Below are 14,846 nucleotides of genomic sequence, written 5' to 3'. Positions count from 1 at the left end.
CCGGGGCTTTCAGCGCAGTCAATTTTTTGGAGGCCGCGCGTCGTTATCCGTAACCCTCCGTAACACTCGTTGTTTTTGCCACTACATATTCAATAATTCATGGCAAAAAAGCGCCGGATTTTGTCTTTACCACTACATTTCACCAAACCCGTGCTTTAGACACAGTCAGCAACTGACAGGCGGCATCGTTGACCGCTACAATTGCCGACTTTGTCGCAACGCTTGGAGCTCAACCTTCCGTGCCCGTTCTGCGTCTACCGCTTCTCCCTGCCGCGGCAGGTAAACAGCACTGGGGCAACCTGCCCGGTGCCGCCCTGAGCCTGGCCATCGCCGAGGCCGCCAGCGCTGCCAAGCGCTTTACCCTGCTGCTGACCGCCGACAGCCAAAGTGCCGAACGGCTGGAACAGGAGCTGGGTTTCTTCGCCCCGGATTTGCCCGTATTGCACTTTCCGGACTGGGAAACCCTGCCCTACGACCTGTTCTCGCCGCACCAGGACATCATTTCCCAGCGCATCGCCAGCCTGTACCGGCTGCCGGAACTGAGCCATGGCGTGCTGGTGGTGCCGATCACGACCGCCCTGCATCGCCTCGCGCCGACCAAATTCCTGCTCGGCAGCAGCCTGGTGCTGGACATCGGCCAGAAGCTCGACGTCGAGCAAATGCGCACCCGGCTTGAAGCCACGGGCTATCGCTACGTCGATACGGTGTATGAGCACGGCGAGTTCACCGTTCGCGGCTCGCTGATCGATCTGTTCCCGATGGGCAGCAAACTGCCGTATCGCATCGACCTGTTCGACGACGAAATCGAAACCCTGCGCACCTTCGACCCGGAGAACCAGCGCTCGATCGACAAGGTTGATTCGGTCAAGCTGTTGCCGGCCAAGGAATTCCCGCTGCAAAAAGAAGCGGTCACTCGCTTCAAGGCGCGCTTTCGCGAGCGCTTCGATGTCGATTTCCGCCGCTGCCCGATTTTCCAGGATTTGAGCAGCGGGATTACCCCGGCCGGCATCGAGTACTACCTGCCGCTGTTCTTCGAAGAAACCTCGACGCTGTTCGATTACCTGCCCCAGGACACCCAAGTGTTCTCGCTGCCCGGCATCGAACAGGCCGCGGAAAACTTCTGGAACGACGTACGCAATCGCTATGAAGAACGCCGCGTCGACCCGTCCCGTCCTTTATTACCGCCCGCCGAACTGTTCCTGCCGGTGGAAGACTGCTTCGCGCGCCTGAAGAACTGGCCGCGCGTGGTGGCCAGTCAACAGGATGTGGAAAGCGGTGGCGGTCGCGAGCGCTTCCCCGCTCGCGAGCTGCCGAACCTGGCCATCGAAGCCAAGGCCACCCAACCGCTGGCGGCACTGGCGGAGTTCCTCGACCAGTTCCCCGGTCGCGTGCTGTTCACCGCCGAATCGGCAGGTCGCCGCGAAGTGTTGCTGGAACTGCTGGAACGCTTGAAGCTGCGACCGAAAACCGTCGACAGCTGGCCGGACTTTGTCGCCGGCAAGGAACGCCTGGCGATCACCATCGCCCCGCTCGACGAAGGCTTGCTGCTCGATGACCCGGCCCTGGCCCTTGTCGCGGAAAGCCCGTTGTTCGGCCAGCGCGTGATGCAGCGCCGTCGCCGCGAAAAGCGCGCCGATGCCAACAACGATGCCGTCATCAAGAACCTCACCGAGCTGCGCGAAGGTGCGCCGGTGGTGCACATCGACCACGGCGTCGGCCGCTACCTGGGCCTGGCGACCCTGGAAATCGACAGCCAGGCCGCTGAATTCCTCGCCCTGGAATACGCCGAAGGCGCCAAGCTTTATGTACCGGTGGCCAACCTGCACCTGATCGCTCGCTACACCGGCAGCGACGATGCCCTGGCCCCACTGCACCGCCTCGGTTCCGAGACCTGGCAGAAAGCCAAGCGCAAAGCCGCCGAACAGGTGCGCGACGTCGCCGCCGAGTTGCTCGACATCTATGCCCGCCGCGCCGCCCGCGAAGGCTACGCTTTCGCCGACCCGAAGGCCGACTACGCCACCTTCAGCGCCGGCTTCCCGTTCGAAGAAACCCCGGACCAGCAAACCACCATCGACGCGGTGCGCGAAGACATGCTTGCGCCCAGGCCGATGGATCGCCTGGTATGTGGCGACGTCGGCTTCGGCAAGACCGAAGTGGCGATGCGCGCCGCGTTCATCGCCGTGCACGGCGGTCGCCAGGTGGCGATCCTGGTGCCGACCACCCTGCTCGCCCAGCAGCACTACAACAGCTTCCGCGACCGCTTTGCCGACTGGCCGGTAACCGTGGAAGTGATGAGCCGCTTCAAGTCGGCCAAGGAAGTGAATGCGGCAGTCGCGGACCTGGCCGAAGGCAAGATCGACATCGTCATCGGCACGCACAAGCTGCTGCAGGACGACGTGAAGATCAAAAACCTTGGCCTGGTGATCATCGACGAGGAACACCGTTTCGGCGTGCGCCAGAAAGAACAGCTCAAGGCCCTGCGCAGCGAAGTCGACATCCTGACCCTGACCGCCACGCCGATCCCGCGCACGCTGAACATGGCGGTGTCAGGCATGCGCGACCTGTCAATCATCGCCACGCCGCCGGCCCGCCGCCTGTCGGTCCGCACCTTCGTCATGGAACAGAACAAGAGCACGGTCAAAGAGGCCTTGCTGCGTGAGTTGCTGCGTGGCGGCCAGGTCTACTACCTGCACAACGACGTGAAGACCATCGAGAAATGCGCCGCCGACCTCGCCGAACTGGTGCCGGAAGCACGGATCGGCATCGGCCACGGGCAGATGCGCGAACGCGAACTCGAACAGGTGATGAGCGACTTCTACCACAAGCGCTTCAACGTGCTGATCGCCTCGACCATCATCGAGACCGGCATCGACGTACCAAGCGCCAACACCATCATCATCGAGCGTGCCGACAAGTTCGGCCTGGCACAGTTGCACCAGTTGCGCGGCCGGGTCGGACGCAGCCACCACCAGGCCTATGCCTACCTGTTGACACCGCCACGCCAGCAAATCACCCCGGACGCGGAAAAGCGCCTGGAAGCGATTGCCAACACCCAGGACCTCGGCGCGGGCTTCGTGCTCGCCACCAACGACCTGGAAATCCGTGGCGCCGGCGAACTGCTCGGCGACGGCCAGAGCGGGCAGATCCAGGCTGTCGGCTTCACGCTGTACATGGAAATGCTCGAGCGCGCGGTGAAGTCGATCCGCAAGGGCGAGCAACCGAACCTCGATCAACCGCTCGGCGGCGGTCCGGAAGTCAACTTGCGGGTACCGGCGTTGATTCCGGAAGACTACCTGCCGGATGTCCACGCCCGCCTGATTCTCTACAAGCGCATTGCCTCGGCCACCGACGAGGACGGCCTCAAGGATTTGCAGGTGGAGATGATCGACCGTTTCGGCCTGTTGCCGGAACCGACCAAGAACCTGATCCGTATCACTGCATTGAAATTGCAGGCCGAGCAACTGGGCATCAAGAAAGTCGATGGCGGCCCCCAGGGCGGTCGCGTCGAGTTCGCCGCACAGACGCCGGTCGACCCGCTGACCCTGATCAAACTGATCCAGAGCCAGCCAAAACGCTACAAATTCGAAGGCGCCACGATGTTCAAGTTCATGGTTCCGATGGAGCGCCCGGAAGAGCGCTTTAATACTGTAGAGGCGCTGTTCGAGCGCCTCGTTCCGAAAACTGCTTGAAGGACGCCGCATGCGCCTGTTTCGCTCACTGACCCTGCTGACCCTGTTGATGCCAACGCTGGTCGCACCCACGGCATTTGCCGATGACCTGTATCAGGTCGAAATGATTCTGGTCCGTCAAAACGCCGTGCCGGCGATTGTCAGCCGCGCCGCGCCGGAAGACTGGGCGGCGGGCGCCCAACCGGTCAGCCCCGACAGCCTGCGCACGCCAAGCCTCAATGGCGAGGTGGAAAAACTCACCAGCAGCGCCGACTACACGGTGTTGCTGCACAAGGCCTGGCAACAACCCCTCGGTGAAACGGCCAGCAAAGTGGCGGTCAGCGACGGTAAGGAACAATATGGTCAGTTCCCGATCGAGGGCACACTGAACATGAAACTGGGACGTTTTACCGACGTCGACGCCGATTTCTGGGTCAACCAGATCGATGCCAATGGCATGGTGACCGCCAGCGAGCGCCTGAAACAGGAAAGCCACACCAAGAACGGCCAGTTGAATTTTCTCGATAACGGCCACCTCGGCCTGTTGATCAAGATCACCTCGCTGACCGCCCCCGCACCCCGAGCAGCTCCCGAAGAAATTCCGGACTGATTCCCTATGTCCGCGACCCTGAGCAAACCCCTCGCACCGTCCTGGGTCAGCCGATTCAAGGAACAGAGCCTGGAGCGTGGTCGCCGTTACGCGCTGGAGAATCGCGTCAGGATCGTCGAGGCCGGCGACGCAACCATCGCCGCCGCGTGTGAAGGCTCTGGCGGTAACGTTTACCGTCAGACCATTCGCCTGCGCGAGTCAGCCAAAGGCACGCTGCTGATGGTCGACGCCACCTGCTCCTGCCCGGTCCACAGCAACTGCAAACATTGCGCGGCGGTGCTCCTGCAAGTGCAGGAAACCCTCGACTACCCCGCTGCCGCCAAAGACGCCGAACTCCTGGAAAAGCTCCAGGCCGTCCTGGAAAACCGCAGCCCGAAAGCCCCGCCGCAAGTGCTGGTGGACAATGTGCAACCGGTACCGCGCCTATGGCTGGCGAGCATCGAGTTTAGCGCCTTCGAACCGCGCAACGGTCGAATGCAGCGTTACATCCAGCATCGCGCGGCGCTGTCTTTCAGTTACCTGGACGAGTACGTCAGCGGGCAGAAAAACACCGACATCCTGATTCGCCAGGAAACCCAGACGCTTCGGATAAAACGCCACCCGGACGTGGAACAGTCCTACCGGGAACAGCTGCGAATCCTCGGCTTCAAAGTCGCCACCCGGCAAAGCAAGGCCTTGCCGGAAAGCGCCGGCGAGCTGTTCGAGATGGTCAATGACAGCGCCTGGCTGACCTTTACCCTCAATGAACTGCCGAAGTTGCGCGCCCAGGGCTGGGAGTTGCAGATCGACGAGGACTTCGGGTTCGACCTGACAGCGGTAGACGATTGGTACGCCACCGTCGAACAAGCGCCGGAGCGCGACTGGTTCGACCTGGAACTGGGGATCATCGTCAACGGCGAACGCCTGAGCCTGTTGCCGATCCTGCTCAACCTGATGCGCTCCCACACCGAAATCCTCAACCCGGAACGCCTCGCCCGACGCCGCGACGACGAGCTGATCCTGGTGAATATCCCCAATCGCCCGAATTCCGAGCACGGCCCATTACAAGTCGCCCTGCCCTTCGGCCGCTTGAAACCGGTGCTGGCCACCCTTGGCGAGTTCTACCTGCAGGAGCCCGGCGACACCACGCTGCGCCTGAGCAAGGCCGATGCCACGCGCCTGAACCCGCTGGAAGACATGCCGCTACTGTGGGAGGGTGGCGAACAGATCCGCACCTTTGCCCAGCGCCTGCGCGACATCAAGGACCACACAGCCATCGCCCCGGAAGGCCTGAATGCGACGCTGCGTCCGTATCAGCTCGAAGGCTTGAGCTGGATGCAATCACTGCGGCAGTTGGAGGTGGGTGGAATTCTCGCGGACGACATGGGCCTGGGCAAAACCCTACAGACACTGGCCCACGTGCTGAGCGAGAAAAACGCCGGCCGCCTGGATCGGCCGTGCATGGTGGTGATGCCGACCAGCCTGATCCCCAACTGGCTCGACGAAGCGGCGCACTTTACGCCGCAGCTCAAGGTACTGGCGCTGTACGGTGCCGGCCGCAAAAAGCACTTCGACAAGCTGGTTGACTACGATCTGATCCTGACCACCTATGCGCTGCTGCCCAAGGATGTCGAACGCCTGGCGGCGCAGCCCTTGCACATATTGGTGCTGGATGAAGCGCAATACATCAAGAACCCGACCAGCAAGGCCGCCCAGGCTGCCCGCGAGCTCAATGCCCGACAGCGCCTGTGCCTGAGCGGTACGCCGCTGGAAAACCACCTCGGTGAACTCTGGTCACTGTTTCACTTCCTCCTGCCCGGCTGGCTGGGCGACGTCAAAAGCTTCAACCGCGATTACCGCGTGCCGATTGAAAAACGCACCAGCGAAGTCAGGCTTGCGCACCTCAACGGTCGGATCAAACCTTTCCTGCTGCGCCGCACCAAGGAACAGGTGGCGACCGAGTTGCCGCCGAAAACCGAGATCATTCACTGGGTCGAACTCAATGAGGCCCAGCGTGATGTGTACGAAACCATGCGCCTGGCCATGGACAAGAAAGTCCGCGACGAGATCACCCGCAAAGGCGTGGCCCGCAGCCAGATCATTATTCTCGAAGCCCTGCTCAAGCTGCGTCAGGTGTGTTGCGATTTGCGCCTGGTCAACGAGGCGACCCCGCCAAGCCGTGGCAGCACGTCGGGCAAACTCGACAGCCTGATGGAAATGCTCGAGGAATTGTTCGAGGAAGGTCGACGAATCCTGCTGTTCTCGCAGTTCACTTCAATGCTGTCGCTGATCGAAGACGAACTGAACAAACGCGGCGTGGCCTACGCCCTGCTAACCGGCCAGACCCGCGACCGCCGTACTCCAGTGAAGGAATTCCAGAGCGGCAAGCGTCAGATTTTTCTGATCAGCCTGAAGGCCGGTGGCGTTGGCCTGAACCTGACCGAGGCGGACACGGTGATTCATTACGACCCGTGGTGGAACCCGGCGACGGAAAACCAGGCGACCGACCGCGCGTATCGCATCGGCCAGGAGAAGCCGGTGTTCGTTTACAAAATGATCGCGCGCGGCACGGTGGAAGAAAAGATTCAGCACCTGCAAAAGGAAAAATCCGACCTCGCGGCCGGTGTGCTGGATGGGCGCAAGGCCGGGGACTGGAAGCTGCAAAACGATGATATCGAGGCGCTGTTTGCGCCGCTGCCGGAAAACCTCGAAAAACGTTGAGACTTTCGGCGTTTTTTAGACCGCCATCGCGAGCAAGCTCGCTCCCACAGGTTCAGTGATGTCCGCAAAAGTTGTGTTCGACGCGGACACTGTGGGAGCGAGCTTGCTCGCGATGGGGTCAACGCGGTATCAAGTGGGGCTCAGCCCTTGAGCACCCGCGCCAACGTCGATTTCACCTTGCCCATGCCGTCATGCAACGCCTGCTCGATCTCGGCCATGGTAATCACCGCCGTCGACTTGCCCGCCGCCGGGTTCACCACTAGCGCCAGACAGGCGTAATCCAGTTCCAGCTCGCGGGCCAGGGCCGCTTCCGGCATACCTGTCATGCCGACGATGTCGCAGCCGTCGCGCTCCAGTCGGGCGATTTCAGCCACTGTCTCCAGTCGCGGCCCTTGAGTGCAGGCATACACGCCATGACTGCTGTAACCCACGCCTTCCACCGCCAATGCCGCAATCAGTTGCTGGCGCAACGGTTCGCTATAGGGATAGCTGAAGTCGATATGGGTGACGTGCTCCAGGTCATCGGCAAAGTAGGTGTGCTCACGACCGCTGGTGTAGTCGATCAACTGATGTGGCACGCAAAAATGCCCGGTGCCCATGGCGGCATGGATGCCACCCACGGCATTGACCGCCAGAATGGCTTCGGCACCGGCCTGCTTCAGCGCCCAGAGGTTGGCGCGGTAGTTGACCTGATGCGGCGGAAAACGATGGGGATGGCCGTGACGCGCGAGGAACAGTACTTCCTTGCCGGCATACTCGCCGATCTGAACCTCGGCCGAAGGTGCGCCATAAGGCGTGTCCACTGCCAGTGACTGGCGAATGCTCAGGCCTTCGAGTTGAGTCAGGCCAGTGCCACCGATAATCGCGTAAACCGTCATAACGAACAGTCCTTAATCAATCAATTGAGCTTCTTTGAGCGCGCCGACAGCGGCCAGCCAGCGCGGGTCCTGACGGTATTCGGTGCTGGCGAACGACTGGCCGCGCATCCGTGCAATGCGCTCGGAAGGCTTGACCTTCAGGCGTTGCGCAGCGCTCAAGGCCAGTTCGGCGGCCGCACGGTCGTTGCACACCAGGCCCATGTCGCAACCGGCAGTCAGCGCCGCTTCGATACGGCTGGCGGCATCGCCGACCACGTGAGCGCCCGCCATGGACAGGTCATCACTGAAAATCACGCCATCGAACTGCAGTTCGCCACGCAGGATGTCCTGCAACCAGCGTCGGGAGAAACCGGCGGGCTGGGAATCGACCTGTGGATAAATAACGTGGGCCGGCATGACCGCGGCCAGTTGCTTGCTCAGTTTGGCAAACGGCACCAGGTCATTGGCGCGAATCTCGTCGAGGCTACGTTCGTCGTTGGGGATCGCGACGTGGGAATCCGCTTCAGCCCAGCCGTGGCCGGGGAAGTGCTTGCCGGTAGCCGCCATGCCTGCGCTGTTCATACCGCGGATGAATGCACCCGCGAGCAAGGCCGCGCGCTCGGGATCACCTTCGAACGAGCGAGTGCCGACAACGGCGCTGCGCTGGTAATCCAGGTCGAGCACCGGGGCGAAGCTCAGGTCCAGACCAACGGCCAACACTTCGGTCGCCATGATCCAGCCGCACTGCTCGGCCAGGTATTCGGCGTTCGGGTTGTCGGCAATGGCGCGCATGGCGGGCAAGCGCACGAAACCCTGGCGCAGGCGCTGCACGCGGCCGCCCTCTTGATCCACCGCCAGCAGCAGATCGGGACGAATGGCGCGAATGGCCGCACTCAGCTCGCGCACTTGACGCGGATGCTCGATGTTACGGGCAAAGATGATCAGGCCACCCACTTCGGGCTGGCGCAACAATTGGCGATCTTCAGCGGTCAGCCAGGTACCGGCGACGTCCACCATCAACGAGCCTTGCAAGCCAGCAGTCATAGAAATTCCTTGATAACAGAAAACCCGGCCCACACGAATTCGCCGCCAGACGCTGTGCCCGGCAGGTCGGCGATATCAATGGGAAACGGGTTCAAAACGAGAGTCGGCATGGGCGGCTAGCTTAGCGGATGTCAGCTGCCGCGCCCACCCGTGCGCGGTTAAACCTTGGCGGCAACCGGTGTCGATTTGCTACGCGGACGCAGCTGGGCAGTGGCCATGGCCGCGTCGGTAACGCCGGATTCGGCGCGCATGCCGGCAGCCAGGAACGGCACCATCAGGCGCATGACCTGCTCGATCGAGGTGTTCACGCCGAAGTCGGTTTCGGCAATCGCGCGCAAGGCCTTGATACCGGACATGCTGAACGCCGCCGCACCCAGCATGAAGTGCACACGCCAGAACAGTTCGATAGGTGGGATACGCGGCGCCGCATCGTTGACCAGCATCATGTAGCGGCGGAACACCTTGCCGTACATGTCTTCCAGATAACGCCGCAAGTGCCCCTGGCTCTGACTGAACGCCAGCCCCAGCAAACGCATGAAGATGGACAGGTCGTTGCCGCTGCGCGGCTGCACCACCAGCGCCTGCTCGACGAGGATTTCCAGCAACTCTTCGAGGGTCGGCTTGATTTCAGGCTTGGCCTGACGCCGCTCCAGCTCTTTATCGAGGCTGATGCAGAACGGACCGAGGAACCGCGAGAAAACCGCCTGGATCAACGCCTTCTTCGAACCGAAGTGATAGTTCACCGCCGCCAGGTTGACACCCGCCTTGCTGGTGATCAGACGCAACGAGGTTTCGGCGAAACCTTTTTCCGCGAACAACTGCTCGGCTGCATCAAGAATGCGTTCAACGGTTTCCGACTGGGCCATGGCTACTCCGCCTGACAAACACTTGTTTGAAACATACGTTTCAGCCTGTGCATTGTCAAGTCTGGCAGTTCGTTTCGGGAATGGTCGGTCAGACATTTAACCACACAACGGCGAAGCTTCAATCCACTGACTGTTTGACCGTCCGGCGGCGACTGAAAAAAGGAGCATTGCCAAGATCGCCTCACTGTATATAATCCCAGTCACTGTATAAAAAAACAGAGCGATCGATATGCTAAAGCTGACGCCACGACAAGCAGAGATTCTGGCCTTCATCAAGCGCTGCCTGGAAGACAACGGGTATCCACCCACCCGTGCGGAAATCGCTCAGGAACTGGGCTTCAAGTCGCCCAATGCGGCGGAAGAACACCTCAAGGCACTGGCTCGCAAGGGTGCAATCGAAATGACGCCTGGCGCCTCCCGTGGCATTCGCATCCCCGGTTTCGAAGCCAAGGCCGACGACTCCACCCTGCCGATCATTGGCCGGGTCGCGGCCGGCGCTCCGATTCTTGCGCAGCAACACATCGAAGAATCCTGCAACATCAATCCCGCCTTCTTCCATCCGCGCGCCGACTACCTGCTGCGCGTCCACGGGATGAGCATGAAGGATATCGGCATTTTCGACGGCGACCTGCTGGCGGTCCACACCACCCGCGAAGCCCGCAACGGCCAGATCGTGGTTGCGCGAATCGGCGACGAAGTGACCGTCAAGCGCTTCAAGCGTGACGGCAGCAAAGTCTGGCTGATCGCCGAGAACCCCGAGTTCGCCCCTATTGAAGTGAACCTTCAAGACCAGGAACTGGTGATCGAAGGCTTGAGTGTCGGCGTCATTCGCCGCTAAAGGAGGCACCATGCAGTTCCCACAGACATCACCACAGCAAACCCAACTGCCGTTGTTCGAAGCGTTCATGGCACAGCCATTGGCGCCGATCCTGAAAGACGTAGTCGAGTCCCCCTGGAGCGCCGAACCTGACGTTTTCAGCGAGCTGTCACTGCGTGGTGCAGCCGGGAACTGCCTGAGCCTCCTGGCACCGATCCTCAGGGAATTGAGCCAGGACCAGGACGCACGCTGGCTGACACTGATCGCACCGCCCGCCAGCCTGACTCAAGCCTGGCTGCGAGATGCCGGCCTCAACCGCGAGCGCATTCTGTTGCTGCAACCACGGGGCACCCAGAGCGCCCAGCAACTGACCTGCGAAGCCCTGCGCCTGGGTCGCAGCCACACGGTGGTCAGCTGGATCAACCCGTTGAGCTCCCAATCGCGGCAACAACTGATCAGCGCCGCCCGCACCGGGGACGCTCAGAGCCTGAATATTCGACTGGGTTAACCGGCAGACAAGACGCGCGCTTCACCGCGCAAGGCTTCTCCAGGGACAGAGAAGCCGATGAGTAACGACATCAAGAAAAGCGACAGACGGGGGGTCAATGAAGAACCCGCGACCCCTCTTCCTTGTCGAATTCGCCTTCAACCAGGCGACCGGCCATCTGAACACCCACGCTCAACATCGCCTTGGCGACTTCCACGTGCTGCCCTTGCAGGAATGCCTTGGCGTCCTCGGAGAAATCCAAAGTAACCAGAGAACCCTCGTCCTCGGCCCTGCGCAGCTCGATACGGCCGTCTGGTAACTCGACAATTTCTAGAAAGGACGTTGGCATAAAGGACTGTTCTCCACGAAAGGCGGGGATTATATAGGCATCGGCCAGGCTTCGCTCGGGATCTTGACCAGATGCCATCCCAAAACTGTTTCTGTCAGCACTCGTTCAGGCCTTCGCGAAAGCGGATCGCCAATCCTTTCAGATTCTGACGCCAGCTCTCCAGCTCTTCCCGACTCAGCTCTTGCGGTGCCTCCTCTTCATCCAGATTGACAGCCTGGATCAGAGGTTGGGTCACGTCCCCTTTCGGCTTGTGAGGCGCGCGTGGCGGCTGAAACAATGCAGCATGGGCGGCCAACAGCTTGGCCAGCCAGGTTTCCGGATTATTGGCCAGTTCGACCAGCTCAGCCATTTCCGGAATGGCGATGGTGTCCAGCACCTCGCGAGTCAGCAACATCTCTGCACGGGGAGCATTGGCCTGAGGCAAGCGATAGAAACCGGCGATTTCGTGACACAGGCCCAACAGCGCACCGTACAGGTGAAACAGCGTGGATTCGCGTCCGGCCTGGATCAGCGCCAGCGAATTCATCGCCCGCCCCTCTTCAGTGCGAGCCAGCGCTTCGAGCGACAAGCCGGCGAAATAAATCTTCTGATTGGTGCGGGTATACAGTTCGTGGGCCATGACGGCAGCCTCCACAACGAAATAATTGCTTCATGCAGGTTGGACAGTGTCGAGGATCAGCCGATCCAACCGCAAGCCCCCCCTTCTTTGCAGGAGCACCAAAAAAGGCCGCATGAAAACCCGAGGGTTCTCATGCGGCCTTTTCAGTGCCGCGACGCTTTACGCCTTCGCAGCCGGACGCTTGTCTTCGACCGTCCACTTGCCGCCGTCGTAGAACGCTTTCCAGCCAGTCGGCTTACCGTCGACTTCGGTCTGCACGTACTGCTCCTTGGTCTTGCGACTGTAACGAATCACAGTCGGGAGGCCATCCGGATCTTTCTTCGGTGCTTCGCAGAGGAAGTGATACTTCGGATCGATCTCGTCCTTGTGCGGGATGATTTCCATCACCAGCGGAGCACGGGTCTCGCGGTTTTTCGGGAACTGGCTGGCGGCCAGGAACAGACCGGATGCACCGTCGCGCAGGATGTAGGTGTCGTTGACCTTTTCGCATTTCAGCTCAGGCATCTTCACCGGATCCATCTTCGGCGGCGCCGCATCACCGCTCTTCAGCAGCTTGCGGGTGTTCTTGCAAGTAGCATTGGTGCAACCGAAGAACTTGCCGAAACGGCCGGTCTTGAGCTGCATCTCGCTACCGCACTTGTCGCACTCCAGGCTCGGACCTTCATAGCCCTTGATGCGATAAGTGCCCTCTTCGATTTCGTAGCCATCGCAATCCGGGTTGTTACCGCAGATGTGCAGCTTGCGCTTTTCATCGAGCAGGTAGGCATCCATCGCCGTGCTGCAGATCGGGCAGCGATGCTTGCCACGCAACACCAGCGACTCCGACTCACCCTCGTCGTCCGCGGCGATTTCGTCGCCCGGCACCAGGTTGACGGTGGCCTTGCAGCGCTCTTTCGGCGGCAGGCTGTAGCCCGAGCAACCGAGGAACACACCGGTCGACGCGGTACGGATCTGCATCGGCCGGCCGCAGGTGGTGCACGGAATGTCAGTCATGACGGGCTGGTTGGCGCGCATGCCGTGTTCCGGGCTTTCGGCTACTTCGAGTTTCTTCTTGAAGTCGCCGTAGAACTCGTCGAGCACGTTTTTCCAGTCGCGTTCGCCCTGGGCCACGTCATCGAGATGCTCTTCCATGCCGGCGGTGAAACCGTAGTCCATCAGGTTGGAGAAGCTCTCCGCCAGACGCTCGGTGACGATGTCACCCATCTTTTCCGAGTAGAAACGACGGTTGTGCAGCGCCACGTAGCCGCGGTCCTGGATGGTCGAAATGATCGCCGCGTAGGTCGAAGGACGACCGATGCCGCGTTTTTCCATTTCTTTTACCAGGCTGGCTTCCGAGTAACGCGCCGGCGGCTTGGTGAAGTGCTGGGTCGGATCAAGCTTGATCAGCTTCATCGCGTCGCCCTGGGCCATGTCCGGCAGTACGTCGTCATCGCCTGGCTTGGCGATTTGCGGCATGACGCGGGTGTAACCGTCGAACTTCAGGATGCGGCCCTTGGCGCGCAGCTCGAAGTCGCCGGCACCCACAGTGACCGTGGTCGACAGGTATTGCGCCGGCAGCATCTGGCAAGCGAGGAACTGGCGCCAGATCAGCTCGTAGAGGCGCTCAGCGTCACGCTCCATGCCCGACAGCTTGCTTGGCTCGGTATTGGCGTCGGACGGACGAATCGCTTCGTGAGCCTCTTGTGCGCCTTCCTTGCTGCTGTAGACGTTCGGGGTTTCCGGCAGGTACTTCTTGCCGAACTCGCCTTCAATATAAGTACGCGCCATTGCCACGGCATCAACCGAAAGGTTGGTGGAGTCGGTACGCATATAAGTGATGTAGCCGGCTTCGTACAAACGTTGGGCCATCATCATGGTTTTCTTCACACCGAAGCCCAGGCGGTTACTCGCGGCCTGTTGCAGGGTGGAGGTGATGAACGGCGCCGACGGCTTGCTGCTGGTCGGTTTGTCTTCGCGCTTGACGATGCTGTAGCTGGAAGCCTTGAGCTTCTCCAGTGCAGCCATGGCCTGGGTTTCGTTGAGCGGCTTGAAGGCTTCGCCCTTTTCGCGAGCCACGTCGAAACGCACGGTCGCGCCTTTGGCGGTGCCGAGGTCGGCGTGGACTTCCCAGTACTCTTCCGGGATGAACGCACGGATTTCACGTTCGCGCTCGACCACCAGCTTCACGGCAACCGATTGCACGCGACCGGCAGACAGACCGCGAGCGATCTTGGCCCACAGCAGCGGCGAAACCATGTAGCCCACGACGCGGTCGAGGAAACGACGCGCCTGCTGGGCGTTAACGCGGTCGATATCCAGTTCGCCTGGCTTCGAGAAGGCTTCCTGGATCGCCTTCTTGGTAATTTCGTTGAACACCACGCGCTTGTAGCGGGTGTCGTCACCACCGATGGCTTCGCGCAGGTGCCAGGCAATGGCTTCCCCCTCGCGGTCCAAGTCGGTTGCGAGATAGATGGTGTCAGCATCCTTGGCGAGCCGGCGCAGCTCTTCGATGACCTTTTCCTTGCCCGGGAGGATCTCGTACTTGGCTTTCCAGCCATGGTCCGGATCGACCCCCATGCGAGCGACCAGCTGCTTGCGCGCTTTTTCTTTCGGCGACAGTGCCGGCACTTCACCCGCGGCAGCCTTGCCGCGCTTGGCGGCTGGCTCTTTGCTGGCGCTAGCCGAACCGCTGGTGGGCAGGTCTCGGATATGGCCGATACTCGACTTCACCACGTATTCGTTGCCCAAATACTTGTTGATGGTCTTGGCCTTAGCCGGGGATTCCACAATGACCAGCGATTTGCCCATGGATCAGAAAATTCCTGAATTCGAGAAGTGAAAGGCGGTTGG

The 14,846-nt window shown here is 60.9% G+C and carries 11 protein-coding genes; 5 read left to right on the top strand and 6 right to left on the bottom strand.

The window, feature by feature from the left end; all coding sequences use genetic code 11:
• Positions 1-239 precede the first annotated feature (239 nt).
• From mfd to ASD95_RS12285, 3 genes are read left to right on the top strand one after another with little or no spacing between them, the layout of a single operon-like run.
• Complete coding sequence (gene mfd / locus ASD95_RS12295) at positions 240-3,689, top strand: transcription-repair coupling factor (protein ID WP_056722009.1); 3,450 nt, start codon at positions 240-242, stop codon at positions 3,687-3,689.
• Positions 3,690-3,699: 10 nt separating this feature from the next.
• A complete protein-coding gene (locus ASD95_RS12290; RefSeq protein ID WP_056722008.1) occupies positions 3,700-4,278 on the top strand; it encodes a CsiV family protein in 579 nt (192 codons plus the stop codon).
• A gap of 6 nt (positions 4,279-4,284) precedes the next feature.
• A complete protein-coding gene (locus ASD95_RS12285; protein ID WP_056722006.1) occupies positions 4,285-6,978 on the top strand; it encodes a DEAD/DEAH box helicase in 2,694 nt (897 codons plus the stop codon).
• A 140-nt stretch (positions 6,979-7,118) separates the two neighbouring features.
• On the opposite strand, the gene ASD95_RS12280 is transcribed toward ASD95_RS12285, so the two are convergent.
• The 3 genes from ASD95_RS12280 to ASD95_RS12270 all read right to left on the bottom strand — a co-directional run bounded on the left by ASD95_RS12280 (position 7,119) and on the right by ASD95_RS12270 (position 9,745).
• Positions 7,119-7,856, bottom strand: coding sequence for an S-methyl-5'-thioinosine phosphorylase (locus tag ASD95_RS12280; protein ID WP_056722004.1), 738 nt, complete (start codon positions 7,854-7,856; stop codon positions 7,119-7,121).
• 12 nt (positions 7,857-7,868) lie between these two features.
• Positions 7,869-8,879, bottom strand: coding sequence for a beta-N-acetylhexosaminidase (nagZ, locus tag ASD95_RS12275; protein ID WP_056722002.1), 1,011 nt, complete (start codon positions 8,877-8,879; stop codon positions 7,869-7,871).
• A 158-nt stretch (positions 8,880-9,037) separates the two neighbouring features.
• The gene (locus tag ASD95_RS12270) at positions 9,038-9,745 is read right to left on the bottom strand and encodes a TetR/AcrR family transcriptional regulator (protein ID WP_056722000.1); all 708 of its coding nucleotides are present in this window, start codon (positions 9,743-9,745) and stop codon (positions 9,038-9,040) included.
• A gap of 229 nt (positions 9,746-9,974) precedes the next feature.
• Between ASD95_RS12270 and lexA the strand changes: the two genes are divergently transcribed.
• Positions 9,975-10,583 (top strand): transcriptional repressor LexA, encoded by a 609-nt coding sequence (lexA, locus tag ASD95_RS12265; RefSeq protein ID WP_007995278.1) that lies wholly within the window; start codon positions 9,975-9,977, stop codon positions 10,581-10,583.
• 10 nt (positions 10,584-10,593) lie between these two features.
• On the top strand, positions 10,594-11,070 hold the full coding sequence (gene sulA / locus ASD95_RS12260) for an SOS-induced cell division inhibitor SulA (RefSeq protein ID WP_056721998.1): 477 nt from the start codon (positions 10,594-10,596) through the stop codon (positions 11,068-11,070).
• Between the two features lie 94 nt (positions 11,071-11,164).
• Here sulA and ASD95_RS12255 read toward each other — a convergent pair whose 3' ends face one another.
• The 3 genes from ASD95_RS12255 to topA all read right to left on the bottom strand — a co-directional run bounded on the left by ASD95_RS12255 (position 11,165) and on the right by topA (position 14,804).
• Positions 11,165-11,398, bottom strand: coding sequence for a hypothetical protein (locus ASD95_RS12255; RefSeq protein WP_046041430.1), 234 nt, complete (start codon positions 11,396-11,398; stop codon positions 11,165-11,167).
• Positions 11,399-11,492: 94 nt separating this feature from the next.
• A complete protein-coding gene (locus ASD95_RS12250) occupies positions 11,493-12,017 on the bottom strand; it encodes a DUF6586 family protein (RefSeq protein ID WP_056721996.1) in 525 nt (174 codons plus the stop codon).
• Between the two features lie 159 nt (positions 12,018-12,176).
• Positions 12,177-14,804 (bottom strand): type I DNA topoisomerase, encoded by a 2,628-nt coding sequence (gene topA, locus ASD95_RS12245; RefSeq protein ID WP_046041393.1) that lies wholly within the window; start codon positions 14,802-14,804, stop codon positions 12,177-12,179.
• Between the last annotated feature and the right edge of the window lie 42 nt (positions 14,805-14,846).

Source organism: Pseudomonas sp. Root71, from assembly GCF_001429045.1.
GTDB lineage: Bacteria > Pseudomonadota > Gammaproteobacteria > Pseudomonadales > Pseudomonadaceae > Aquipseudomonas > Aquipseudomonas monachiensis.
Note: the sequence above shows the minus strand (reverse complement) of the source record. Positions and strands in the feature narration are given on the sequence as shown.

Coding starts and splice junctions, on each gene's coding strand:
- ASD95_RS12255 (WP_046041430.1), bottom strand. CDS start 11,398: ATGCCAACGTCCTTTCTAGAAATTGTCGAGTTACCAGACGGCCGTATC.
- lexA (WP_007995278.1), top strand. CDS start 9,975: ATGCTAAAGCTGACGCCACGACAAGCAGAGATTCTGGCCTTCATCAAG.
- nagZ (WP_056722002.1), bottom strand. CDS start 8,879: ATGACTGCTGGCTTGCAAGGCTCGTTGATGGTGGACGTCGCCGGTACC.
- ASD95_RS12280 (WP_056722004.1), bottom strand. CDS start 7,856: ATGACGGTTTACGCGATTATCGGTGGCACTGGCCTGACTCAACTCGAA.
- sulA (WP_056721998.1), top strand. CDS start 10,594: ATGCAGTTCCCACAGACATCACCACAGCAAACCCAACTGCCGTTGTTC.
- topA (WP_046041393.1), bottom strand. CDS start 14,804: ATGGGCAAATCGCTGGTCATTGTGGAATCCCCGGCTAAGGCCAAGACC.
- ASD95_RS12250 (WP_056721996.1), bottom strand. CDS start 12,017: ATGGCCCACGAACTGTATACCCGCACCAATCAGAAGATTTATTTCGCC.
- ASD95_RS12285 (WP_056722006.1), top strand. CDS start 4,285: ATGTCCGCGACCCTGAGCAAACCCCTCGCACCGTCCTGGGTCAGCCGA.
- ASD95_RS12270 (WP_056722000.1), bottom strand. CDS start 9,745: ATGGCCCAGTCGGAAACCGTTGAACGCATTCTTGATGCAGCCGAGCAG.
- ASD95_RS12290 (WP_056722008.1), top strand. CDS start 3,700: ATGCGCCTGTTTCGCTCACTGACCCTGCTGACCCTGTTGATGCCAACG.